The sequence below is a fragment of the Thauera sp. SDU_THAU2 genome (assembly GCF_038260575.1).
Lineage (GTDB): Bacteria > Pseudomonadota > Gammaproteobacteria > Burkholderiales > Rhodocyclaceae > Thauera.
On sequence record NZ_JBBWUN010000003.1, the window covers coordinates 2563088 to 2586415 of the forward strand.

A 23328-nucleotide genomic window follows, 5' to 3' on the forward strand; every position below is an offset into this window, starting at 1 on the left:
CATTGGATTGGTGGATTATGCCATTGGGAAATCCTGATGCAAGCTTCTCGCCCTACTTGGCCTTTCCCACCCCCGGCACTACAGTACAGGCATCCCCCACCACACGGCCTGACTGTCACTCATGAGCACGATCGAACGCATTTCACTGCGGAAAGCCGAAATCGGCGAAGGCCTGGCCATCTTCCGTGCCTTGCCCACGCGCCAGCGCCGAATGGTGGGGGCATGGTGTTTTCTCGATCACATCGGTCCGGTGAGTTTCGGCGCCGGCCAGGGCATGCACGTGGGCGCCCATCCGCATACCTGTCTGCAGACTTTCACGTGGATGATCGAGGGTCGCATCCTGCACCGTGACAGCCTCGGCAGCGAGCAGGTGATCCATCCGGGCCAGGTCAACCTGATGACCGCCGGCACGGGCATCGTGCATACCGAGGACTCGCTGCCCGGGGAAGAAAGGCTGCACGCGGCCCAGCTATGGATCGCGCTGCCGCCGGAGCATGCGGATACCGCTGCCGCATTCGAGCATCATCCTGTGCTGCCGAACTGGTTGCAGGACGGCGTGGCCTGTACGTTGCTGGCGGGCCGCTACGCGGAACACCAGGCGCCCACGCGGGTCTTCACGCCGCTATTGGGAATGGACCTCGCATCCGCCGAGGGCGGCACGACGACAGTGGCGCTGGAGCCCGGCTTCGAGTACGGCGTGCTGCCGCTGGAAGACGGGGTATCGGTAGCCGGCGAGCGCCTGGCCGAGGATGAATTCGCCTACCTCGGCCCGGGGCAAAATCGCCTCGACCTCGGGTTCGCCGCCAACAGCCGCGCGCTGCTGGTGGGCGGCGCTCCGTTCGGGCGCGACGTCACGATGTGGTGGAACTTCGTCGGCCACGACCGCGACTACGTCGCCCAGGCCCAGGCCGACTGGGAGTCGGGCGCGGCGCGCTTCGGCCGCGTTCCGGGGGATGGCGGCAAGCGGCTGGTGGCGCCTGCGCTGCCTTGGGCTTCGTCCGCCGGCTGACGCCCGGTAGGCGGAGCTCGGGCTGCAGTCAACGCGCCGTATTGCAAGGCGCTGCGCTGATGTCTGTGCCAACAGCACGCCTACGCTGCCGATTGCCGAGATTCACCGGGCCTGGAAACGACGTGATAACATCGGTTATAACATCATCCAGTGCGAGGCCCGCCATGAAGCTCAAGATCACCAGCATCGGCAACTCCGCCGGCGTCATCCTGCCCAAGGAGCTGCTGGCCCACCTGCGTCTCGAGAAGGGCGACGAGCTGTACGCGCTGGAAACGCCCGACGGGATCAAGCTGGTTGCCTACGATCCGACCCTGGCCGAGCAGATGGCGGTAGCGGAACAGATCATGCGCAAGCGCAGGACCCTGCTGCACAAACTCGCCCAGTGAGCAGGAGAAAATCATGATCGTCTGGATCAGCAGGCCACTGGCACTGGCCATTCACGACCGCCAACTGGCAGAGCATGGAGGCGCCAGCGGCGTGCGCGACAACGCCTTGCTCGACTCCGCGCTGGCCCGACCACAGCAACTCCATGCTTACGGGGAGCCACCGCCGGACCTCGCCGATCTCGCAGCCAGCCTCGCTTTCGGCCTCACACGCAATCATCCGTTCGTAGGGACGGCAACAAGCGCACTGCCGCAGTGGCCTGCGAAGTTTTCATCGAGCTCAATGGCGGCACGCTGGAAGCCAACGATCTGGAGCTTTATCCGCAATATCTCGGCCTGGCCGACGGCACCATCGACGAAGCCGAATTCGCCCGTTGGCTGCGCGCCCGCGTCATCACCCAGGCCGGCAGCGGCGTGCAGGAGCCGGCGGCGGCTTACCGCTGAAAACGGCCACCGGCCGGCCCCGTCGCCGGGGCCTCAGAGATGAGGCTCCATGATCCGCCGGTAGAACTCGTGGAAGTGCTGCATGCCGTCCTCGTAGGGCGACTGGTAGGGGCCGACTTCATTGCGCCCTTCCTTCATCAGCGCCAGGCGACCGCGGTCCATGCGCTCGGCGATGTCGTCGTCCTCGATGGCGGTTTCCATGTAGGCGGCCTGCTCGGCTTCGACGAATTCGCGCTCGAACTCGACGATGTCTTCCGGGTAGTAGAACTCGACGACGTTGGTGGTGCGATCGACGTCGGTCGGGATCAGGGTGCTGACGACCAGTACGTGCGGATACCACTCCACCATGACGTTGGGGTAGTAGGTGAGCCAGATCGCGCCATGCTCGGGCTTTTTCTCGCCGTAGTAGTCGAGCACCGCCTGGTGCCACTTGGCGTAGGTCGCCGAACCCGGCTTGGCCAGCGAGGTGATTCCGACCTGCTGCACCGAATACCAGTCGCCGAACTGCCAGCTCAGGTCGTCACAGGTGACGAAGCTGCCCAGCCCGGGGTGGAAGGGCACGACGTGGTAGTCCTCCAGATAGACCTCGATGAAGGTCTTCCAGTTGTAGTTGCACTGGTGGATTTCGACGTGGTCGAGCTTGTAGCCGGAGAAGTCCAGCGCCGGCGCCACCGTCATGCCGGCGAGGTCGGCATTGGCCGAGCGCGGGCCCTTGAACAGCAGGCCGCGCCAGTTTTCGAGCGCGTCGCGCTTGAGGCCGAGGCAGGGTTTTTCGGCGAAATGCGGCGCGCCGATCAGTTCGCCCTGCTGGTTGTAGGTCCAGCGGTGCACCGGACAGACGACGTGCTCGGTGCTGCCGCTGCCCTGCAGCATGATGGCCTGGCGGTGGCGGCAGACGTTGGACATCTGGTGGATGCCGGCCTCGGTGCGGAACAGCAGCTTGGAATGGTCGAGCCATTCGAGCGAGCGGTAGTTGCCGACTTCAGGCACCATCAGCTCGTGGCCGACGTACCCCGGCCCGGCATCGAAGAGGAGCTTTTTCTCCAGTTCGAAGACCTTCTGGTCGAAGTACCATGAGACAGGCAGCTGGGAAGCGGCCTGGGCCAGTTGAGCTTTGGAAGCGATGTCGGACATCCCCGAACCTCCCTTGCGGACAAGAAATCCGGAAAAATAAACGGGTTAGTGTAAGCCAGCCCCTGTTTGACCGCCAGACCTGCGATCGGTTATTTTCCCGCTTTTGCCGCGCCAGATTATTCATCCATGCCAAAGTCGGCAACCTCTCCCAAGTCCTTCGAAGCCGCGGTTTCCGAGCTGGAAGCCATCGTGCAGGAAATGGAATCCGGCAAGCTGCCGCTCGAAGACGCGCTCGCGCGCTACCAGCGTGGTGTCGGCCTGCTGCGCTACTGCCAGGAAACCCTTGCCGATGCCGAGCAGCGCGTGAAAGTCCTCGAAGGCGAGACGCTTGCCGACTTTGCCGGCGGAGACAGCACGCAATGAACGGCAGCCCCTCGTTCCAGGACTGGATGGGACTCATCCAGCAGCGCACCGAACAGGCGCTCGAGGCGCTGCTGCCCGGCGCCGACCTCGCCCCCCGGCGCCTGCACCAGGCGATGCGCTACGCTGTGCTGGGCGGCGGCAAGCGGGTGCGCCCGCTGCTGGTACAGGCCGCGGGCGAACTGGCCGGCGCCCCGGCGGAGCGGCTGGATCGCGTGTCCTGCGCCGTCGAGCTGATCCACGCCTATTCGCTGGTCCATGACGACATGCCGTGCATGGACAACGACGTGCTGCGCCGCGGCAAGCCGACGGTGCACGTCGAATACGACGAGGCCACCGCGCTGCTGGTCGGCGATGCGCTGCAGACTCTCGCCTTCCAGGCGCTGGCCGATGCGCCGGCGGCCGACGATGCCGCGACCCAGTTGAAGATGCTCGGCATGCTCGCCACCGCATCGGGCTCGCGCGGCATGGCGGGCGGCCAAGCCATCGACTTGGCTTCGGTCGGCCTGCAACTGAGCCGCGAAGAGCTGGAGTTCATGCACATCCACAAGACCGGTGCGCTGATCCGCGCCTCGGTACTGCTGGGCGCGCACGCCGGGCGTACGCTGGACGAGGCCGACATGCAGCGCCTGGATCATTACGCCAAGGTGGTCGGGTTGCTGTTCCAGGTGGTGGATGACATCCTCGACGCCGAAGCCGATACCGCCACGCTGGGCAAGACCGCCGGCAAGGATGCCGACAACGACAAGCCGACCTATGTCAGCCTGCTGGGGCTGAGCGACGCCAGGCGCCTCGCCGAGGACATGCTCGCCGACGCGCGGGCGACGCTGCAGCCTTTCGGCGATGCCGCCGGGCGCCTCGAGTCGCTGGCCGACTACATCGTGCATCGCGCCTTCTGAGGCGCAAGGCTCGACGACGCCCGCCGCCCACGACAACAACGATTCTGCATCGGACAGCACATGGCCTACCCCACCCTGGAACGCATCAGCACCCCCGCCGACCTTCGCGCCCTCGATCGCCGCGAACTCGGCACCGTTGCCGATGAACTGCGCGCCTTCCTGATCGAATCCGTCTCCAAAACCGGCGGCCACCTGTCGTCCAACCTGGGTACCGTCGAACTCTCGATCGCGCTGCACTGTGTCTTCAACACGCCGTACGACCGCATCGTGTGGGACGTCGGCCACCAGACCTACGGCCACAAGGTGCTCACCGGCCGCCGCGAGGCGATGGCCGGCCTGCGCCACTGGGGCGGCATCTCGGGCTTTCCGCGGCGCTGCGAAAGCGAGTACGACACCTTCGGCACCGCGCATTCGTCGACTTCGATCTCGGCCGCGCTGGGCATGGCGGTGGCCGCCCGCAGCAAGAAGGAAGACCGCCACGCCATCGCCGTGATCGGCGACGGCGCGATGTCGGCCGGCATGGCGTTCGAGGCGCTGAACAACGCCGGCGACATCGAGGACATCGACCTGCTGGTGATCCTCAACGACAACGAGATGTCGATCTCGCCGCCGGTCGGCGCGCTGACCAGGATCCTCGCCCGCATGCTGTCGGGCTCGACCTACAACACCGCCCGCCGCGTCGGCGAGAAGGTGCTGGGCATGGCGCCGCCGGTCGCCGAGCTGGCGCGCAAGGTCGAGGAGTACGCCAAGGGCATGATCAGCCCCGGCACCCTGTTCGAGGAGTTCGGCTTCCACTACTACGGTCCGATCGACGGCCACGACCTGGACGCGCTGATCCCGACGCTGCAGAACCTGAAGCGGCTGAAAGGGCCGCAGTTCCTGCATGTGGTGACGAAGAAGGGCCAGGGCTACAAGCTCGCCGAAGCCGACCCCATCCTGTACCACGGCGTCTCCAAGTTCGACCACACCGCAGGCATCCAGACCGGCAAGAGCAGCGGCAAGCCGACCTACACCCAGGTGTTCGGCGACTGGCTGTGCGACATCGCGGCGATCGACCCGCGCATCGTCGGCATCACGCCCGCGATGCGCGAAGGTTCCGGCCTGGTGCGCTTCGCCCAGGAATACCCGAAGCGCTATTTCGACGTCGGCATCGCCGAGCAGCACGCGGTGACTTTCGCCGCCGGCATGGCCTGTGAAGGCTTCGTGCCGGTGGTGGCGATCTATTCCACCTTCCTGCAGCGGGCCTACGACCAGCTCATCCACGACGTTGCGCTGCAGAACCTGCCGGTGGTGTTCGCCATCGACCGCGGCGGCCTGGTCGGCGCCGACGGCGCGACCCACCATGGCGCCTACGACCTGTCCTACCTCGCCTGCATCCCCAACATGGTGGTGATGGCGCCGGCGGACGAGAACGAATGCCGCCAGATGCTCTACACCGCCACCCAGCATCCCGGGCCGAGCGCCGTGCGCTACCCGCGCGGCAGCGGCCGCGGCGTGACGCCCGAGGCGAAGATGAGCGCGCTGCCGATCGGCAAGGCCGAAATCCGCCGCCAGGGCAAGCGCATCGCCCTGCTCGCCTGGGGCAGCATGGTGGATGTCGCCGAACGCGTCGGCGACACGCTCGACGCCACCGTGGTCAATATGCGCTTCGTCAAGCCGCTCGACGAGGCTCTGGTCGCCGAGCTCGCCGCCAGCCACGACCTGCTGGTGACGATCGAGGAGAACGCCGTCATCGGCGGTGCCGGCGCCGAGGTTTCGCGCTTCGTCGACACCTTGGCGGCGCGCCCGCGCGTGCTGCGCCTGGGCTTGCCCGACCGCTTCATCGACCATGGCGACCAGGCCAAGCTGCTGGCCTCGGTCGGCCTCGACGAGGCAGGCATCCTGGCCAGCATTGCCAGCGTGAATCAGGCCGATAGTTGAGTATTTTTGTCGGGAAAGCTAAGATTGCATGCTTGTTGCAACAGGCTTGCATTACATGCGTGAACGCACTCCGTTCCGCAGCCTTTCCCGAGAGTCGCCCATGAATACCCCCATCGACGCCGTCATGCCGGACGTCCAGAGCAGCGCGGACACCCGGCAGATCGCGATCAACAAGGTCGGCATCAAGTCGATCCGCCATCCCGTCAAGGTCAGCGACAAGGCCGGCGGCGTCCAGCACACCGTCGCCAACTTCAACATGTACGTCGGGCTGCCCCACAACTTCAAGGGCACCCACATGTCGCGCTTCATCGAGATCCTGAACACCAACGAGCGCGACATCTCGGTCGAATCCTTCGAGCCGATGCTGCGCATGATGGTCGAGCGCCTCGAAGCGGAGACCGGCCATGTCGAGATGAGCTTCCCCTACTTCATCAACAAGGCCGCGCCGGTATCGGGCGTGAACAGCCTGCTGGACTACGAGGTCAGCTTCATCGGCGAGATCGTGAGGGCGGCCGCTACGAGTTCACGATGAAGATCGTGGTGCCGGTGACCAGCCTGTGCCCCTGCTCGAAGAAGATCTCCGACTACGGCGCGCACAACCAGCGCTCGCACATCACCGTCACCGCCGTGCTCAACGACCACCTGTGGATCGAGGACATGGTGCAACTGGTCGAAAGCCAGGCCTCGTGTGAGATCTTCGGCCTGCTCAAGCGCCCGGACGAGAAATGGGTCACCGAGCGCGCCTACGACAACCCCAAGTTCGTCGAGGACCTGGTGCGCGACGTGGCAGCCCTGCTCAACGCCGAGCTGCGGGTCGATGCCTACGTGGTCGAATCGGAGAATTTCGAGTCGATCCACAACCACTCGGCCTACGCGCTGATCGAGCGCGACAAGCGCTGCGACTGAGCCTTTTCTCCTTCAGTTTGCATCCGCGGCGGCCGGCACCCCGAGTGCGGCCGCTGCGACATCGATGGGTGGTTGGATGTGCCGGTTTCAGGTTAATATTAGAACTCGATTAAATTCTTAATAACGGAGCCCGCGAGATGTCCAAATCCTTCGTTCAGATCACTACCGACGTGTCCAAGGCGCTCGCCAGCTTGCGCAAGGAAACCCCGGAAACGATGCAGGGATTCAATGCAATGGCCAAGGGGGCGCTGCAGGATGGCGCCCTCACCGAGCTGCACAAGGAACTCGTCGCCCTCGCAATCGCCGTCACCCAGCGCTGCGACGCCTGCGTCGGCTTCCACGTCAAGGCGCTGCTCCGCCTCGGCGCCAGCCGAGAACAGATGATGGAAACCCTGGCGGTGTGCACCTACATGGGCGGCGGGCCGGCCCTGATGTACGCCGCGGAAGCCGTCCGCGCGTGGGAAGAGATGTCTCCCAAGGCCGCGGCCGCCTAAAAATTCGGCCATGGCGTTTACTTGCCCGGAAAACGCCCTATAATGCCGACCTTCGAGCGGAGAGGTGGCAGAGTGGTCGAATGTACCTGACTCGAAATCAGGCGTAGGTGCAAGCCTACCGTGGGTTCGAATCCCACCCTCTCCGCCAAAAAACAGTTGAAGAGGCGGAAATAGCAGTTATAATTCCGCTCCTTCGCAGTGCAGCAAAAAGCGCCCGTAGCTCATCTGGATAGAGTACCTGGCTACGAACCAGGGGGTAGGAGGTTCGAATCCTTCCGGGCGCGCCAGCTTTTCCGGCCTTTCGATGACGGGCCATAAACGTTTTCGAGATTGCGCCCGTAGCTCATCTGGATAGAGTACCTGGCTACGAACCAGGGGGTAGGAGGTTCGAATCCTTCCGGGCGCGCCATATTGCAAACCTTGCCCGTCAGTAAGGCTTAAAGCCTTGAACGGCAAGGAAAAACTGGGCGTTCTAAATCCTTCATTCCGCACATAGACGAGCCTGTCGGTAAAGGCCAGTTTGAGGACGGTGCGCTTGTCCTCCAAGCGCGCGGAAGCCCATAGTTTACAAGGGCTTGCGAGGAACTCGAAGGCCGTTCTAACTGTTTCGTCGAAGCTGCGCACCGGACGCCCGGTTTTGGCGATGTTTTCCGCCAGAACGATCTTGCGGTCTTCCAGCGCTTTGATCCGGTTTTCATAGGCCGCGACCACGGACGGGATGGACGCATCCGCGATGCGGTCGAGAAACTGTTCGACCTGCTGCTTCACCTTCGCCAGCTCCGCCTTGAGCGCTTTAGTGCGTTCCGCGCCTGTGGCGAGACGGTGATCCCAAAGATCCATGAACATCGCGCGGGCCGCCTTGAACAGATGCGCCGAAGGCTGCATTCCTTGCAGCAGCCGCTCGAAATCCCCCTCGATCACGCTGCGGCGGATCGACTTGCCATAGACGGCGCAACCGCGCTGGCGGCAAAGATAGTACGGGTGATAGGTCAGTTGGCCTTTAGACCAGCATGCCGTCAACGGCGTGCCGCAGTGGCCGCAGACCACGGCCCCCGCAGCGGGAAATCCTCATTCAGATTCTTGCGGTTGGGAACGCGGGCGTTGCCGTTCAAACGTTCTTGAATCTTCAAGAAGGTTTCGTAGCTGATGAGGCCCTCATGCTGGCCCTTGAGCAGGGGAACGTCCCAGTGCGGGGCTGAGACATACCCGGCATAGACCGGGCGTGTCAGGATGTCCGTGATGCGCTGGTTTCTGACTTGGCCGTTACTGTCGCGCGGAAACTCCGGGAAGGAGTCGAAGAAGCGCATGACTTCCGCCTGTAGCTGGAAGCGGCCCGACGCATAGCCCTCAAGCCCTTCCTGCACGATGGAAGCCAGCGGCTCGTCACGTACCAGCATATTGCCCCGCCCGGACACCTTCTGATAGCGATACCCCACGGGGCAGGCAAACGGCCAGTAACCGTTGAGAACACGCGCCCGCATGCGGTTTTTGGTCTGCTCCGCGTTCTTGCGCCGCTGGTGCTGGGCCACGGTGGCGAGGATGTATTCCTGCAACTCGCTGTCGGCGTCGTCGCCGAATTCGACGCTGGGCGACTCCAGCGTACCGCCCGCCAGCTTGATGGCGGCGCGCAGCTCGATATGGGCTTTCACGCCCCGCGCCAGCCGCGAAATGTCATCAATCAGCACGACGGGTTCAGCCCGGCGATGCTTCTTGAGGAAGGCCAGCATGGCCTTCATGGCCGGGCGGTCGATCAGGCCGCCGGACGCATCATCGGAAAATGTTTCCAGAACCGTATAGCCCCTTGCGTTCGCATATTCCGTGCAGCGCGTTTTCTGGGATGAAAGACCGTCGCCGCGCTTGGTCTGTGCGGTGCTTGAGACCCGGCAGTAAATGACCGCGCACTTCTTAATCGTGTCCATATTATTCATCCTTCTCTGCCGTGCCGTCGTGGCCTGCGGCGTTGAATTCATGGGTGGGAATAGTTTGTTCTATCGTATACGTGGCGTTTTCAGAAACCTTTTGAAAAACGCCCGGCAGGACGGAATCCACACCGAAGCCCAAACGGACGAAAGTCGCCATGATGTCCCAGAGGGTGCGCAGGAATTCCACCTTCTGCGCCTCCGTCATCTCGCAATCTTCGATGTATTTCAAATAATTGTCTGCCACGAAGGGAAGCGTGCTGGACGCAGGGGGCAGCGTAAAATCGGTGGCGGAAGGGTCTTTCGTCGTCATGGCATACTCGCTTTTGCATAGCGCAACCGTCGGTTGCTCATATTTTCATATTGCGATTTATTTGATGAATAATTCGTAAAGATGGGCGAAAAAAGCCCGGAAATCTGCGGGTTTGAGGGGGCGTCAGAAGTATTTCGCCAATTCATCGCCTATATCCCGGAACGAGTCCCCCATAGAGCGGCAATCCGGCAGCGTGGGGCGATAGCCCCTGACATAAGACCATTGTCCGGATTCGTACTGCGGATAATGTGCGAACGCATCCGGCACCGGCTCGGTGACGATAGCCTTACACCGCGTCCCGGTGCGTGTGGCGACCCGCACGGAATCGAGCGGCGGATGGTAGGGATTGGGCAGATAGCCGCCCGCCATCTCCGGGCGGCTGTAGTAAGGCTGTTTATGCGCCCGCACGGGCGGCAGGCCCAGACCGGAGACGAACAGGATTTGTTCATCTTCCGGCATGTTCAGCACCTCATCCGGCGTCATCAGGGCGCGTGGCTGTTTGGTGCGGTGACGGGCCGCCCGTTGGGAATGCGCGATCCCAAGGCCGGAGGCGAAGGGATCGCCGCCCGCGAGAATGCCGTGGATGATGCGGGCGGTCTGAAGGCGGGCCGCGTGCTGCTGCAATTCCGCATCGTAAGCCAGCGTTTGCTGCCCCAGCATCTGCGAGGCCAGCCGCGCGGTTTCCAGATCGCGCACACCGAAGAACTGGCGACACTGGCTGGAGCCGATGAAGCCGGACAGCGCCGCGTGGCCGTAGTTGCGCATGATCTGGCCGGGGTCTTGCCAGAACGACCACGCACGCAAGCCCATGCCCCGCCCGTAGCTGTAGGCGCGCAGCAGCGCCTCGAAATTGCCAAGCTGCGCCGCCTCATCGACCACCAGCAACACGCCCGGGGCGTCAGGATGGCGGTTTTTGTAGAGGATGGCCGTCCCGAAGATCGCCCGCTGCACCGGGGCCAGCATGCCGAGATATTCAGCCGGGACGATGAGATAGATATTGCAATCTTCCCGGCACAGCACGGCCAGCGAGACATCCGACCTGCTCAGGGTTTCACGGACTGCCGGATCGCTCAGCGCCTGCATGCTTTCATACAGGCTGCCGACGATGCCGCTATATTCCTTGGGCGCTTCCTTGCGTTTGCTGTCCATCTCTTCCGCGACGCGCCGTATATCGGCGTCAGGCATGGACGCCATGCGCTGCATGAGCGCCTCCCACCCGGAAGGGATCGCCATCATATTGACCAGATCGTAGAAGGTGGCAAGGCTGATGGCGTCGCGCGTCATACTTTCACCGACGCCCGCAACATGGGTTTTGATCAACGCCTCGGCCAGTTCGCGGGCACGCCTGCTGAAATAGTCGTCCCCTTGCGGCGGCAAAGGGATCAGGTCGGCCACCAGCAGCTTCGTGTCCGCATGAAAGGTCGGAGAGTCTTGGCGCAGGATGTCCCACGGATTGACGCGGTGCCGGGGCAGGCCGTGCAGCCCGAAAGGGTTGATGCAGTACGCGGCCTTGCCGAGCCGCGCCTGATTGCCGATCGAGATGGCCGCCAGCTCGCCGCGCGGATCGTTGATGAGCATGCGGCGCGGCGCGTGCCACGCGCCCTTGCGGTCGCGAACGCCGCACAGGTTGTACGCCAGCACATCGCGCAGCTTGCCCGATCCCCGCGCCGCCGAAGGTAATGATGGGAGAGTCGCCAGCCAGCCGCAGCGGGCGACCGTTCAGATAGCCGATAAAAGGGCCGGACGTGCCATGCAGCCCGGCGCGGGCGATCTCCGCACCCGTGGCCCAGCGCGCGCTGCCGAAGCGGAATTCCTCATGGAAGGTCGCCATGATTTCTCCTTGAAGCGGCGCACGGCCAGCGTGGTCATGATCCAGATCACCGCCGCGGTGAAGAGGAACGACGTGGCGGCGTAGATCACATAGGCCTCGATCCCCGCCATCACCAGCACGAGGATAGCGGCGATTTCGCTATCCCAGAGCCTGTAGAAGTAGGCGAACAGAAAATTTTTCGTGAGATCGAAAGCCGTCGGCGTACCGATAACGGCAACGGCGAGGGCGATAGCGTTTCCAAGGCTGGAAATGCTCTTGTACAGTCCGGATGTGTCTTGATTCATGGCGGCGCTCCTTGGCATCGGTTGGTGGCGATGGAGGGCAGCCTACGTAAGCCGTGCGGGGCCGTCAGCAAGAGCGCAAGGGCAATGTAAAGCAGTTGGCGGCAGACACAGCACCGTGTTGCCGCGCAAACCCTTTCACACCATGGCCAATCCCTACATCCACAATTCCACCCTCACCAGCGCGCAGGTGCAGGCTATCTTGCACGGCTACACCCGCTTCCAGTCGCCGAAGGAGGTGGCGGCGCAGATCGGCGTTTCCCGCCAGACCACGCACAGCCTGTATCTGAAATTCAGCCAAAGGCTGCATGCCGCGCATAGATGGGAACAAGCCGCGCAGGACGAGGCGCGGCGGGACATCTTCCAATGGCTTGCCGGGCGTGAAATCCACAGCGCCTATGGGCTATACCGCGAAGGCCCGGCGCTTGAGGACTACCGTGTTACGCGCACGGGCCGGATGCTTTCGCCGGAGGAATACGGGCCGTATGTCGTTGCGCGGGAACTGAAAGAGAGATGGGGGAAGATTTCAGAAAAGGCGTTCGTGTTTCACTACGCCTTGATACGGCACACGGCAGAGTGCCGGATTGACTGGATGCAGTTCTTTGGTACAGATGACCTGTCAGCGCCGAATGTGGTGCTGATGGCGGCGGGGCAAATTTACAGCAGCCTTGAGGAGAGCTTGCGGGAGGCCCCCAGAGCAAAAAATATAAATCCCTTATTCTCTTAAGGGAAGGCATTTTGCCTAAATACAATTACTATAAGAGATTAAATATTATGCGGACCTTTCGATGTAAATCAACTTCAGTCAGGAATAATTACAAATCTCCGATGCAAAAATTTGCTATAGTCATCTCGAAATCCTAATTCGTTTTCTTCTTTGAATACGTAGTGATCACGCAGGTCCGCGTCATTGGATATTAACGAAATCAACTCGTTCGCTACTGTTTTAGCCTGACTCTCCAACTCTGAAGCTGTCATTTCCGGCAGGGATGCAGCGATTGACTCAAATTCTGGCTTTATCATGTCTTTAATCCTCTAGGTTAGGGGATGCTCCTCTTTAAATAATAGGTTAACAAAATATACTTAGCAAGCCATTTTGCGAAAAGCTTGTGGTCAGCAGGATGGATATAGCGCCTTGTTCCCATATGGCTATGAAAAAGAAGGATCATTGAATATGTATCTTGATAAAAACGGAAAGGCGTCATCTTCATTGGGCGGCATTGGGTTCTTATTATTATTGTTTAGTACTAAGAAAATTACATCGGTAAACTTACAATAAGTTATAGAGCAATTCGCGTAAAAGGGCCGGATAATTCCTTCCCTGATTAGGCTTTTGCACCTCAGTAGGCAGCAGGGGGGTCATGGCTAACTCTCTTACATCGTATATGTTAGTCGAACTGAACCTATCACTACGACCCAAAAACAGATTACCAAGATCCAAATGGGTAAGTTTGAACGATAATACATAAAGGCTGTAACGGCAGCAAGTGCTGCTAAAATCAAGAGAGTTACTATTAGCACCCGGCAGAACACTTTAAGGTGATCTACTATTGGTGGAGGCGGCGGAGGCCTTGAGAACATCCCGCTCGCGTATGTGCTATATATGTAGCCAAAAACAGCCAAATCTAAGGAGCCAATTAATAAGCTCCATCCGATAATGTCCTTTGCAGAAATCGCTTCACCCATGTCCGTCGCTCGAATCGATAGCACTTTTCTGATAGAAAACGATCAGCCTGATTTCGACTGGTGGATGAATTCAATAGTCTGTCTTTATAGTGCCGTTTTTACGGCTCTCATACTGATTTGATGGTGAGTACCGTAACACTCTCTCCACAAAAGAAGTATAAAAAATTTTCATTGAATGAGACGTACTGATTGCTTTTACCATCTAGATTTACTGCCGTCGTTTGGCGACAGACAGAGGCATAAGAGCGCATTCGGGGGGGTAATAACGAAGGTCTCTATCCATTGCATGACTCCGGCTGCCACCGCAACCGCAAGATGTGTTCTGTACTACGTCCAGAACCTCTTGCCAAAGTGGGCGTGCCGCCCCCTGTTGGATACCCCCTGCATGCGGGCGCGGCGGGCATTAAGCCCGCCGCGCCCGCGCAACGGTTGGCCGTTGCATCGCCAGTCAGGGCGCGTTCCTGCTCCCCGACACCCCATGACCAAAGGAGCCTCCCGCGCTCCTTGGAACCCATCGGGCAAGGGGCGAGATTTCGCCCTCCCCCTTGCATCCCCCACCGCCCAACCCTTGCGCGGATTGGATGCGCGTTACGGCCTCGACGGGCTTTCGCCGCCGGGGCCGTGCTGGCGTGAAGGTGCCCAGCCTTGCGGCTAGGGTATCTTCACGGCGAGGCAACGCCGAACGTTGTCACAGGTCTGCCGGGCGGCATTGCGTTCACATTCTGGTCGTTGTCCCGACGCAGCAATGCTTGCCGCGTTGCGGAACATCACGCGCAATTCGCTGACGCTTTTACGGTTCAGGTCGTGGATGGTCGGGATATGCGTTTTCATCGTCGCCTCCTTGGCTGTTCGGAGGCCGCGCCTTTCGCGGCCTTTGCGAAGGCCGGAACGGGCATCGGGTACGCTTGGGGCAGTCATCCCGCAGGGGCTGCAACGCCAGAGAAGGAGCCTGGAACCCGGCTTGCCAGCGCAAGCGCCTCATGCCAGAAACGGCAGCAATGGGCCGTGCAGGGGGCTTCCGGCCCGATAGCGCGGAAAAATGCATATTCCCGAGCATGGAGCAGAATCAGTAAGTGTCAGGTTTTTGCTTGCAAAGTGTCAGGTTTTTGCTTACCCTGAAGTAAGAGAAGGAGAGGTAAGCCCATGCCACGTCGCAATTCGCTACAGGCCAAGATCGAACAACGCATCGCTGAATGCAGCGACGATGTGTTTTTGACTCGCGAGTTCGCCGACCTTGGCGGCGAACGTCAGGTGTTACGGGCTTTGAGCAAAGAGGTCAAGGCCGGGGGCTAATTCGTCTTGGTTATGGTGTGTATGCGCGTGCAACACGCTCCCGACTTTCCGGTCAGCCCATGCTGGCGGCCCCGGGGGGATTCAGCGGAGCTGTGCGTGCTGCCTTGACCAAGCTGGGCATTACATGGGCCCCGACGGAATGGGAAACAGCCTATAACGAAGGCCGCTCTACCCAGATTCCCGTCAATCCCATGGTTCGGATCAAGGGCCGCTTTTCCCGGCAGCTCAGTTATAGCGGCAAACCCTTGATCGTTGAACGGTAGTGCATGTCATACGATCCGGACGACATCAGGGCTGCACAAGAGCATTTCGGTTTCCTCGATCCCGCGCCTGTAGAAAAGGACTGGCATGTCCTGCGTGCGCTACGCACGATTGCCGCAGTCGATGCCGCGCCGTTTCAACTGGTTTTTGCAGGTGGCACTTGTCTGGCACGCGGGCACCGCCTAGTTTCCCGCATGTCTGAAGATGTAGATTTCAAGGTGGTTTTGCTTGACTCTGGCCCCCTTAGCCGAAGTAGGCGCCGGGGTTTGCTCGGAGAACTGCGTAACCACGTGCTGGCCGCGTTGCAAGCCGAGGGATTTGGCATCGAAGCACAGGACATGCGTTCGCGCGATGAGAATCAATACATCCTCTATAACCTGCGCTATACGCACGGCGGTATAGCAGCATCCCCCTTGCGTCCGACGATTCAGGTTGAATTGACCTACGCACAGTTGCGTTTGCCGCCGGTGCTTTTGCCCGTGTCCTCGTTTGTGGCAGAGGCTTTCGGACGCGAGCCCGAACTAACTGCAATGCCGTGCGTCAGCATCACTGAAACCGCTGCTGAGAAACTGGTGTCCCTGACACGGCGCACAGCCATGGAACTGCGGGGCCTGAGCCGCCAGATAGATCCCAATCTAGTGCGGCACATTTACGACCTGTACGCCATCCACCAGCATATCGACCGCGCAGCAACCGTCGAAATAGCACGTGCTACCGCGCTTTCAGACGCGCGGGAATTCATCAACCAGTTTCCAGCCTACGTGGAAAACATTGCCGGGGAAACGCGCCATGCGTGTATAGCGCTCCAGTCAGACCCGGTGGTACGGGAGCGCTATACCCGCTTTGTTTCCGCTATGGTGTATGGTCATGGTGTCGATTTTGATGCAGCCATGCGTGTCATCGTATCGTTGGTTGATGAGGCTTGGCCTGCTGCCTAAGTTCCCGCCACAACGTCGTTCGCCCGACTTTCAGGCGCGCCGCAATATCCGCACAGGAGAGGTTCTCACGGGTGCGTAGCAGTTCCGCTTGATGCACCTGATGCGCCCCCAGACAGCGTGGGCGGCCCAGACGTTTGCCCCGCTGCCTTGCGGCTTGCAAACCGATCTTCGTCCGCTCCGACACCAGCGCCGCCTCGAACTCGGCAATCGCGCCGAGCATGTGAAACATCAGCTTGCCCGTCGGCGTTCCTGTATCGATCCCGTCTGAGATAGAGCGGAAACACACGCCCCGGCTGTCCAGATCGTGCAGGATAGTCGTTAGATTTCTGACCGAGCGGCCCAGTCGGTCAAGTTTCCACACCACCAGCGTATCGCCACGCTTGAGCGCCGCAAGAGCCTTGTCCAATGCGGGGCGCCGATCCTTCTTACCAGTGATTTTCTCTTCAAAGATTTTGGTGCAGCCATCGGCGCGCAGTTGATCGCGTTGCGCATCAAGACTCTGATCTTCCGTTGAGACACGGGCATATCCAAATTTCATGATGTGCCGCGCCCTTTGCTGCGCCATGCCGCTGCACGCGTGGCGCGAGGGCTGTTGTTCTTGTCTGTGTTCCACAAAGGAACCTTTTGGGAATCCTACGGAAGTGTCACGAGAAGTCAAGAAAATCAACACGAAACCTGCCCCTGCCTCCCCACGCTGGGCCTTGTTCAGAAACGTTCGATTATGAAACAACCCGCCATGTGTTCCTGAGGGGAATCCATGCGCCCTTCCACAAGTTCAGAAATGCAGGGGGCCGCCATGCAAAACGCAGCTAAGAGGTGCCAGCAGATAGTCGTAGCCGCCAAGCCCGGTACATGGGCACGGGGGGTCATTATGGGAGCGTGCCTGACTCTGGCGGGTGCCGCCGCGTGGGCGAACGAGCCCACGGAGAAAGAGATGCTGGCTGCCGTTCAATTGCAATTCGACAACGTCAATGAGGCTGCTGTCGAGAGGGCGAAACGCTGCAACAACCGTGAGTTCAACAGAGGGGGCGGTAATCCCCTGCTGGCTATTGAGTGTCTGGGGGAAGGCCTTGGCGGTGGCGGTGTTACCCGTGACGGCAATATACGCCCCACTGAGGTGTCGATCACCACGTTCCGCAAGATTGCGTGTGAAAAGGCGCAGGGTAAGGCTGGTTATTTGTGCGATTACGTGCTGGGCTTTGACACAAATGCCCCCAACAATCCCACGTCACGCTACACGCGCGTGGGGGCAAATTCTCAAGGCCGTTTCGTCAAGCAGGAAAATCGCTGGATTCGCTTGGAAGAGTAAATCCGCGAAGCCTTCGGCCTATCCAGAAAACCATCCGATTGCCGCACGAAAGGGGCTTTACTGACTGCTGATCTGCAATAAGAAGGGGATGAATGTGGATGAGGATAATTGGTGGCTTTATCTCATTGGCGCGATAGCGGCCTATATGCTCATCCCGTGGCGGGTGGTTTTCAAATGGGCTGCTGTCGCGTTTTTTGCGGCTATGGCATTTACGTTGTCCACCGATGCAAGTAGTCAGCCAATTCATCGGCTGATTGGCGGGGTGTTCTTTGGTGTCATAGCGATAGCGACGGCGCGCAGTCAGTATCGAGAGCCTGATGACATGCCGCAAGGGACGGGCACGAGGAATCAGCCTAGCAAGCGTTTGCGTGTGCCTTGTTCTAGCTGCCACGGGCGAGGGGAAACTGTCTGTGGTTGCCTAAGGCAGGAAAAAGACATATTGGGCTGGAGGTGCCCGAATTGCCACAACACAAAATATGTGCGATGCAACTTTTGCAGCGGCAAGGGCTGGCGGTATTTGTAATCTGTGAGAGGGCCTATGCGTTTATCTATAGTTTTTGCTGCATGTGTCGGGCTTGTGATGGAGATACCCGCCTATGCCCTTGATCCCGAGGAATGCGGCACACCCGAGGCCATGACCGCCAAGCTCAAGGCAGAGGGGCAACGCTCCGTTGCCATGGCGGATGAGGTCATTGGAACGCGCCTACGTGCCATGATATTTACGATGAATGATGATCGTTCCGTTGGCTATATTATGCGTTCCGATCAAGACTCAGATACGAAGGCGAAGGAATTCTGTGTTTACCGCCGCTTGGCCGATGTCCGGCTCCACGATGCGCGGAAACCCGGCCCACCCCCGGCTGCGTTGCTCAAAGCGCCAGAGACTGATGCGCGCCGCCGCTGCGATGAATTGGCGGCTGATGGTGTTGTTTCAAGAGAGGCTTGCTTTCCACTTGGTGTCATGCTTCGTGCATTCGAGCGCGACGGTTTTCGCCCCATTTTGCAAGGTTTTATTGTTCCTAAAGGCGCTGATCCATCCCAAGCATGGCGTGGCACGTTGCTGACCGTTACTGGCAACGTGCTAAAAAAGGAAAGGGGCAGAGCGCGAATCCACTTTTTAGCGAAGGCGGACTATTTATCTATAGTGCCTTGCCAGAAGGAGCCTCGGCGGATGATGAAACCATATATCGCCCTCAGTATACGCAGCATGGACTTAGCTTATTGTCGGCCAGCAATTAAATATTCAACCCTGTGGCAACGGTCGTTCTTACTTCGGTGTGCGGTTGGGGGACGGGAATCGGCTCTGATGGGGGCAGTTGCGTGATAGCTTGCCCATCATGTGACGCAATAAACTGCCCTTGAAGATCAGGAGCCGATTGAAACAAATTATTCTTTGTGGCATCGGGGTTGTTAGTCGGCGCTTTGGCTGACTGGCGCTGTTCTGCGTTTGGCTGCATCTCCCGGTGCATATCCGCAATCATGCGCCCGCGTGACTGTGCAAGTGTCGAGCGCTTTAGGCGTTCCCTCTCTTCACGCTCCTCTGCCGTGATAATGCCGCGCCCTTCACGCTCTTCTAGTTCGCATTCGCGGCGCATTTCATGTTTGAAGCGCTCTTTCTGGTCTGCCCTGATATAGCCTTTTTGAACGGCGCGTTCAGCATGCTCGTCTTCGTTCTCGATGAAACGGCGGCGGGCGCGTTGCGCCTCTTCGTTGGTCATCTGCACACCCGCGATAGTCACAATTTTTGCGTTCCATTCCGCAAGACGCTGCATTTCTTGAGACAAATAGCGCGCGTTTTCTTCCTTGCGCTGGCGTTCTTTTCCGGTCTGGGCGGTCGTTTGTGATTCAGGCTTGCCCGCAGCAATAGCGGCCATCATTTGGGCGTGGCCGTGAGGGATGCGGCTGACGTTGCGGAACATCGAACGCAGAAGGCGCTCTTCCCGGAGATTCGGATCGTCGTCAGCAGCGGAAATTCCGGGATTCCGCTGATCTCTACGATCAGCGGAAAGCGCGCTTGATACATCAAGCGCGCTACTCAGTCTGTCGTGATCTCGATCTTTTGCCAATCAATTTCCCATATTGCTCGCCGAGTACTGGCGAGCCTTTCCCCAAATAAAGAGATATAGAAAATGATATGGAAAATTGGTTAATCTAGGGTTAATGGTTTGCGAGGCTCTTGGGGGCCTTTGTCAGATGAATGAATTCTCAAAAATGCTCTATGCTTTTTTAGCTCTTTTATAAAGGGATATGCGGTAATTATCGCCGTGGATGCCATGGTGAATGCGGAGATGAAAAAGTCCCCGTTAGTTTTGGCTATGGCAGCGCTGCCAGTAATGGACACCGCGGTTGCACAGATGAGTGGAGCAACTCCTTCAATATCTATGATCTTTTGTTTACTATGATACTCCCCATGAAATTCTGTCGGATATAGAGATTCGTATTCTTTCTGTTTTTTCTCTGCATTCTTTTGAAATAGTTCTCGCAGGCCCATTATAAATATTCCTCTTTTGGAGTTGTTATGGTTACTAAATCACAGGCAGAAACCAACTCGCAAGAAAATAATTCAATATTTGGTCTAGGTTCGGATGGAAGGCTTTGGGGTTCCTTGCTGGCTTCTGCTTCTATTTTATTATTTATCTTTTCTTTTGTTGTTGTTGCTTTATTTCATTGGTTTTTCAATGGGTTTCTTGGGGCTGGACATGTGACTGATTGGGTGAATTACGCTTCCTTTGTTGCGCCTCTGCTGCAAGTGCTTGCGATGGCGTTGACGGCGGTAATTGCTATATGGATAGGAAAAAATGTCCAATTATCTATTGAGAAAAACAGAAGGAAAGACGAGCTAAGTCGGGAGGTAAATAGAAAAGAGACCGATGCTACCCGAGAGCTTGTTCGCCTATCCGAACAGATGTTTGATATGCAGTTTTATATAAAAATAACTGCCCCCATGTGGGAAGTCGCGTATAAGTGGATGTATTGGGAGGGGCACGGAGGGGATGAATATAGAGCGCAAGTTCTTTGTGGCGATCTATCCATTGAGAAGGGTTTCTTTTCCGATCCGGTGGAGGCGGTTGGCCCGGTGGGGAATGTGATTAGATTTATTCCTCACTATCTACCCTATGATCAGGTAGGGGTAAAGCATAATGCAAGTCAAATAAATGAGCTTTCGGAGCATATGGTTTTGATGACATGGAAGAGATTTTGGGTGCATTTAAATTTTTTGATTGAAGAGAAAATTATCAATGAGGAAGCGGCCAAAAGATCTCTTTGCAGACTGGTATCAATCATGGAGTCCTTTTGTTGATGAATATTTGGAATTTCTTGAACTGGCTAAATCAGAATTTTCTACGTCATTGGGGTCTGATATTGATGCCTCAACCTCTCAATTCAAAAAATCCATATTCTTCTATCTAAGAAAGATGATAAAAATTTAAAAAACTATCAAAAAAGGTTTGAGGGTGTTCGCCCCTTTTTGGAGGCATACATCAGATAAGCGTGACAAAGTTTCCCAAAAGAGAGACTTCATAAGGCAAGCTCCACCGCACAAGTCCACCGACTCTGGCTCTATGCGTCTGCGGCGCACCGGGCCTTGGCCCCGTATGCGCTTTTCTTTGGGGTACAGGGGTAAGCGGCCTTGCCGCACACCTCTGTTTGTTGCTTGGGGGCGCTGCCCCACCAGCGCCGGGCAAGGGTGAAGCCTTCGGCCTCCCGTGCCGGTCTCCCCCTCCTTCCGCGCCTTCGGCTTGTGCAGGCCGGGTGATCCCCCTTCTGTCCGGCAGCCCTTACCCTTTGCCCCCCGGTCTCGCCGACGGGCAGGTTGCCAGACCGGAAGCAGTTCCGCCCAACGTTGAGGGTCGATGTCGAAGGTTGCCGCTTCTTGCGGCGAAGCTGCCACCAACCCCAACCTCGCCAGCATTCGGGATGGTTGTTGTAGTGCGCGAGACTTCGAGACATGGCCTCTTTCAAGATGGTTTTCAGCATGTCAGTTCTTTCCGGCCCCGATAGGCCTTTGTGTTGAAGGGGTGGCATCAGGGTTCGCGGGATAGTCCTCGGTCACGTTCGGGCGTGCGCTTGCGGGCACGTCTGGCGCTTTCCCGGAAGTGCTCCCGCAGATCGGCGGGGGCGTTGTCGCGCAACTGCTGATAAGCGGCAATGTCCCGGTGCAATTGTTCCATGTCTTGGGCATGGGACTGCTTTTGCTGACGGGCCGCGAGGTGGAAACCTTCGCGCTCGTCTAGCTGCCGGACGATGAGGGCGTCCTGTTCTTGTCGGTCACGTTTCCATGCTGCCAGTGCCTCATGCTCGTTGGCCTTGCTCTGCTTGGCATGACGGCCCGTGATGCGATCCCACAGGCCGCGCATGCCCCGGTTCAGGCGGCTGGCGCGCAATGCCGTTTCCTTGGCTTGGCGTTGTTTCTGTGCGGCGGCAAGGTCGGCGCGTTCCTTGCGCTGTCGCTGTACCAGTTGCGCCCGTTGCATCGTCAGCGCCGCCCTTTGCTTCTGGCGGGCGGTTTCGGCGTCGGCGCTGTAGCCGCGCAGCGCTTCGGTCATGCGGGCAGCGATGGCGGCCTTGGCCTGCTCAACGCCCGGAACATCCTTGAGGGTGTCCAGTCTGGTGCGGACTTCCTTGGTCTTGACGTTCGACCATTTAGCGACGGCATAAACCTGCCCCCGGAAATCCACCGCCACGAACGCGCGGCGATCCCCTTGGGCGAGGCTGTAGCCGTGTTTAGCAAGGGCGCGTGCGTAAGCCTCACCAGAGTCCGCTTGTTCCCAGCACCGCTGAAACATAGCTTTGAGCGCTTGGGGGTCTTGTTTGGCGCGCTTGGCCTGTTCCCATTCCGCCCGTGTGAAATTCAGCGGATCGCGGTTCCTGCCATCGGCCAGACCGCGCGGCATGGCCCAGCCGTGTTCGCGGTACAACTGGCGGGAAACGTCTTGCAGCTTGCGCTTGAAGTGCGGGAGGTTGATAGCCTTCATTCGGCCTGCGTCGATCCGCGACCAAACCACATGTGCATGGCGGCGGCCTTCTTTCTCGTGGAAAACGATGGCGCGGGGCTGTCCTTCCAGCCCGAGCTTGCGCTCGATGGATTCAATCGCGGCCTCGAATGCCTCGGTGGGGACGTGTTCCCGAGGCGGCGGATTGAGGCTCAGGGAGAACAAAAACTGCTTGGCTCGTGTGCCGCGGCTGGTGGCGTCGATCTCCTGAAACGCGCCATGCAGGTCGTCGGCACAGAAGCCGCGTAGCGCATGCACCTCGACATGCTCGTTGTCGCGGGCGTTGAGTAGATGGGCGGCAAGCTGGCGTGCGCCGCCCCGCTGGCTGCCCTTGAGGATCATGGCGCCCCCCTCAGCCCCAGCGCAGTGGTCAAAGTGTCGCGCATCCAGCGGACATCCTGACAGGCTTCCACGATGGCCCGTTCAGTGTCCGGTGTAACAGGCAGGGAGCCCGTATTGGCGGCCTTGGCAAGCTGGTTAAGGTTGTTTGCCAGCTTGGCCTTGCCGAGTTCGCCCAGAAGCCTTGCAAGGGCTTGTACGTCTTTGGCGGGCCGTTTGCTGGCGCGACGTGGGGCGGCGGTGTTTCCCAGTAGCTGGGAACGGATGTACGCCCCGAGGGGCATATTCCCGGCCCGGCGAAGCAGTTCGGCCTTTTCCTCGGCACTCAGACGCAGGGAGAACGGCGGCGGGGCCTTGGGTGAGGGGTGACGGGCCGGACCGTGTTCAACGGCATCCCGAAACGCCCCGGTGATCGGCGGACGGTCGAGGCTCATGGCTGAACCCCCTTATCCGGTCGCAATGCGGGCGAGTTAATCCGGGTGAGTTCAGTGTTCCAGTCGGTTAGAGCCTGTAGAATCTCGTCTTGAAGGCTCGCAGCCGAGCCTTCTGAATGTTCGAGATCACACTTTCCGGGCGCGCCAGATACGCGCAAAAGGCCCAGTCTTCGGACTGGGC

Annotated in this window: 25 protein-coding genes, 3 tRNA genes and 3 pseudogenes; 18 read left to right on the forward strand and 13 right to left on the reverse strand. The window is 59.2% G+C overall.

Annotated features, from left to right (window positions below; all coding sequences use genetic code 11):
- The first annotated feature begins 121 nt into the window (after nucleotides 1-121).
- The 4 genes and pseudogenes from AAFL97_RS13480 (at nucleotide 122) to AAFL97_RS13495 (ending at nucleotide 1836) form a co-directional block, all read left to right on the forward strand.
- Nucleotides 122-1009, forward strand: coding sequence for a pirin family protein (locus AAFL97_RS13480; protein WP_341645349.1), 888 nt, complete (start codon nucleotides 122-124; stop codon nucleotides 1007-1009).
- Between the two features lie 164 nt (nucleotides 1010-1173).
- Entirely contained in the window at nucleotides 1174-1395 is a 222-nt protein-coding gene (locus AAFL97_RS13485; protein WP_341645350.1) for an AbrB/MazE/SpoVT family DNA-binding domain-containing protein, read from the forward strand.
- A gap of 13 nt (nucleotides 1396-1408) precedes the next feature.
- Nucleotides 1409-1561, forward strand: a pseudogene (locus AAFL97_RS13490) (type II toxin-antitoxin system death-on-curing family toxin); the annotation flags it as partial.
- 86 nt (nucleotides 1562-1647) lie between these two features.
- Nucleotides 1648-1836, forward strand: coding sequence for a hypothetical protein (locus AAFL97_RS13495; RefSeq protein WP_341647237.1), 189 nt, complete (start codon nucleotides 1648-1650; stop codon nucleotides 1834-1836).
- A 33-nt stretch (nucleotides 1837-1869) separates the two neighbouring features.
- On the opposite strand, the gene AAFL97_RS13500 is transcribed toward AAFL97_RS13495, so the two are convergent.
- Nucleotides 1870-2970, reverse strand: a complete 1101-nt coding sequence (locus AAFL97_RS13500) for an aromatic ring-hydroxylating oxygenase subunit alpha (RefSeq protein WP_341645351.1) — start codon at nucleotides 2968-2970, stop codon at nucleotides 1870-1872.
- 126 nt (nucleotides 2971-3096) lie between these two features.
- On the opposite strand from AAFL97_RS13500, the gene AAFL97_RS13505 reads away from it, so the two are divergent.
- The 8 genes and pseudogenes from AAFL97_RS13505 to AAFL97_RS13540 all read left to right on the forward strand — a co-directional run bounded on the left by AAFL97_RS13505 (nucleotide 3097) and on the right by AAFL97_RS13540 (nucleotide 7958).
- Nucleotides 3097-3333 (forward strand): exodeoxyribonuclease VII small subunit, encoded by a 237-nt coding sequence (locus tag AAFL97_RS13505; protein WP_263459921.1) that lies wholly within the window; start codon nucleotides 3097-3099, stop codon nucleotides 3331-3333.
- Entirely contained in the window at nucleotides 3330-4229 is a 900-nt protein-coding gene (locus AAFL97_RS13510; protein ID WP_341645352.1) for a polyprenyl synthetase family protein, read from the forward strand. Before AAFL97_RS13505 ends, AAFL97_RS13510 begins: the two co-directional genes overlap by 4 nt.
- 60 nt (nucleotides 4230-4289) lie before the next feature.
- Nucleotides 4290-6149, forward strand: a complete 1860-nt coding sequence (dxs, locus tag AAFL97_RS13515) for a 1-deoxy-D-xylulose-5-phosphate synthase (protein WP_341645353.1) — start codon at nucleotides 4290-4292, stop codon at nucleotides 6147-6149.
- Nucleotides 6150-6273: 124 nt separating this feature from the next.
- Nucleotides 6274-7055: pseudogene (gene folE2 / locus AAFL97_RS13520) on the forward strand (GTP cyclohydrolase FolE2).
- Nucleotides 7056-7192: 137 nt separating this feature from the next.
- On the forward strand, nucleotides 7193-7549 hold the full coding sequence (locus AAFL97_RS13525) for a carboxymuconolactone decarboxylase family protein (RefSeq protein ID WP_341645354.1): 357 nt from the start codon (nucleotides 7193-7195) through the stop codon (nucleotides 7547-7549).
- A gap of 58 nt (nucleotides 7550-7607) precedes the next feature.
- Nucleotides 7608-7697 (forward strand) — tRNA-Ser (locus AAFL97_RS13530).
- Nucleotides 7698-7759: 62 nt separating this feature from the next.
- Nucleotides 7760-7836: transfer RNA gene (locus AAFL97_RS13535), tRNA-Arg, on the forward strand.
- 45 nt (nucleotides 7837-7881) lie between these two features.
- Nucleotides 7882-7958 (forward strand) — tRNA-Arg (locus tag AAFL97_RS13540).
- Between the two features lie 548 nt (nucleotides 7959-8506).
- Here the strand turns inward: AAFL97_RS13540 and AAFL97_RS24720 are convergent.
- The 5 genes and pseudogenes from AAFL97_RS24720 to AAFL97_RS13560 form a co-directional block, all read right to left on the reverse strand.
- A pseudogene (locus tag AAFL97_RS24720) lies at nucleotides 8507-8596 on the reverse strand (hypothetical protein); the annotation flags it as partial.
- Entirely contained in the window at nucleotides 8566-9468 is a 903-nt protein-coding gene (locus tag AAFL97_RS13545) for a recombinase family protein (RefSeq protein ID WP_341645355.1), read from the reverse strand. The gene AAFL97_RS13545 and the pseudogene AAFL97_RS24720, both read right to left, overlap by 31 nt.
- 1 nt (nucleotide 9469) lies before the next feature.
- On the reverse strand, nucleotides 9470-9781 hold the full coding sequence (locus tag AAFL97_RS13550; RefSeq protein ID WP_341645356.1) for a hypothetical protein: 312 nt from the start codon (nucleotides 9779-9781) through the stop codon (nucleotides 9470-9472).
- Nucleotides 9782-9904: 123 nt separating this feature from the next.
- On the reverse strand, nucleotides 9905-11422 hold the full coding sequence (locus tag AAFL97_RS13555; RefSeq protein WP_341645357.1) for a type IV secretory system conjugative DNA transfer family protein: 1518 nt from the start codon (nucleotides 11420-11422) through the stop codon (nucleotides 9905-9907).
- A gap of 78 nt (nucleotides 11423-11500) precedes the next feature.
- The gene (locus AAFL97_RS13560; RefSeq protein WP_341645358.1) at nucleotides 11501-11896 is read right to left on the reverse strand and encodes a hypothetical protein; all 396 of its coding nucleotides are present in this window, start codon (nucleotides 11894-11896) and stop codon (nucleotides 11501-11503) included.
- Nucleotides 11897-12038: 142 nt separating this feature from the next.
- Between AAFL97_RS13560 and AAFL97_RS13565 the strand changes: the two genes are divergently transcribed.
- Nucleotides 12039-12620: a hypothetical protein gene (locus AAFL97_RS13565; RefSeq protein ID WP_341645359.1), complete on the forward strand. Its 582-nt coding sequence runs from the start codon at nucleotides 12039-12041 to the stop codon at nucleotides 12618-12620.
- A 74-nt stretch (nucleotides 12621-12694) separates the two neighbouring features.
- Here the strand turns inward: AAFL97_RS13565 and AAFL97_RS13570 are convergent, their stop codons facing one another.
- Together AAFL97_RS13570 and AAFL97_RS13575 are read right to left on the reverse strand one after the other, a co-directional pair.
- Nucleotides 12695-12916, reverse strand: a complete 222-nt coding sequence (locus AAFL97_RS13570; protein ID WP_341645360.1) for a hypothetical protein — start codon at nucleotides 12914-12916, stop codon at nucleotides 12695-12697.
- Nucleotides 12917-14230: 1314 nt separating this feature from the next.
- The gene (locus AAFL97_RS13575) at nucleotides 14231-14410 is read right to left on the reverse strand and encodes a hypothetical protein (RefSeq protein WP_341645361.1); all 180 of its coding nucleotides are present in this window, start codon (nucleotides 14408-14410) and stop codon (nucleotides 14231-14233) included.
- Nucleotides 14411-14722: 312 nt separating this feature from the next.
- Between AAFL97_RS13575 and AAFL97_RS13580 the strand changes: the two genes are divergently transcribed.
- Nucleotides 14723-14872, forward strand: coding sequence for a hypothetical protein (locus tag AAFL97_RS13580; RefSeq protein ID WP_341645362.1), 150 nt, complete (start codon nucleotides 14723-14725; stop codon nucleotides 14870-14872).
- Between the two features lie 266 nt (nucleotides 14873-15138).
- Complete coding sequence (locus AAFL97_RS13585; RefSeq protein WP_341645363.1) at nucleotides 15139-16071, forward strand: nucleotidyl transferase AbiEii/AbiGii toxin family protein; 933 nt, start codon at nucleotides 15139-15141, stop codon at nucleotides 16069-16071.
- On the opposite strand, the gene AAFL97_RS13590 is transcribed toward AAFL97_RS13585, so the two are convergent.
- Complete coding sequence (locus AAFL97_RS13590; protein ID WP_341645364.1) at nucleotides 16031-16741, reverse strand: recombinase family protein; 711 nt, start codon at nucleotides 16739-16741, stop codon at nucleotides 16031-16033. The two genes, AAFL97_RS13585 and AAFL97_RS13590, sit on opposite strands and share 41 nt — an antisense overlap.
- A gap of 264 nt (nucleotides 16742-17005) precedes the next feature.
- On the opposite strand from AAFL97_RS13590, the gene AAFL97_RS13595 reads away from it, so the two are divergent.
- Together AAFL97_RS13595 and AAFL97_RS13600 are read left to right on the forward strand one after the other, a co-directional pair.
- Nucleotides 17006-17380 (forward strand): hypothetical protein, encoded by a 375-nt coding sequence (locus tag AAFL97_RS13595; protein ID WP_341645365.1) that lies wholly within the window; start codon nucleotides 17006-17008, stop codon nucleotides 17378-17380.
- A 634-nt stretch (nucleotides 17381-18014) separates the two neighbouring features.
- Nucleotides 18015-18704, forward strand: coding sequence for a hypothetical protein (locus AAFL97_RS13600; protein WP_341645366.1), 690 nt, complete (start codon nucleotides 18015-18017; stop codon nucleotides 18702-18704).
- Here the strand turns inward: AAFL97_RS13600 and AAFL97_RS13605 are convergent.
- Together AAFL97_RS13605 and AAFL97_RS13610 are read right to left on the reverse strand one after the other, a co-directional pair.
- Nucleotides 18616-19446 (reverse strand): hypothetical protein, encoded by an 831-nt coding sequence (locus AAFL97_RS13605; protein ID WP_341645367.1) that lies wholly within the window; start codon nucleotides 19444-19446, stop codon nucleotides 18616-18618. The two genes, AAFL97_RS13600 and AAFL97_RS13605, sit on opposite strands and share 89 nt — an antisense overlap.
- Before the next feature lie 80 nt (nucleotides 19447-19526).
- A complete protein-coding gene (locus AAFL97_RS13610) occupies nucleotides 19527-19871 on the reverse strand; it encodes a hypothetical protein (RefSeq protein WP_341645368.1) in 345 nt (114 codons plus the stop codon).
- Nucleotides 19872-19898: 27 nt separating this feature from the next.
- On the opposite strand from AAFL97_RS13610, the gene AAFL97_RS13615 reads away from it, so the two are divergent.
- Complete coding sequence (locus AAFL97_RS13615) at nucleotides 19899-20681, forward strand: hypothetical protein (RefSeq protein ID WP_341645369.1); 783 nt, start codon at nucleotides 19899-19901, stop codon at nucleotides 20679-20681.
- A gap of 724 nt (nucleotides 20682-21405) precedes the next feature.
- Here AAFL97_RS13615 and AAFL97_RS13620 read toward each other — a convergent pair.
- Nucleotides 21406-22716, reverse strand: coding sequence for a relaxase/mobilization nuclease domain-containing protein (locus tag AAFL97_RS13620; RefSeq protein ID WP_341645370.1), 1311 nt, complete (start codon nucleotides 22714-22716; stop codon nucleotides 21406-21408).
- Nucleotides 22713-23147 (reverse strand): plasmid mobilization relaxosome protein MobC, encoded by a 435-nt coding sequence (locus tag AAFL97_RS13625; RefSeq protein ID WP_341645371.1) that lies wholly within the window; start codon nucleotides 23145-23147, stop codon nucleotides 22713-22715. Before AAFL97_RS13625 ends, AAFL97_RS13620 begins: the two co-directional genes overlap by 4 nt.
- Between the last annotated feature and the right edge of the window lie 181 nt (nucleotides 23148-23328).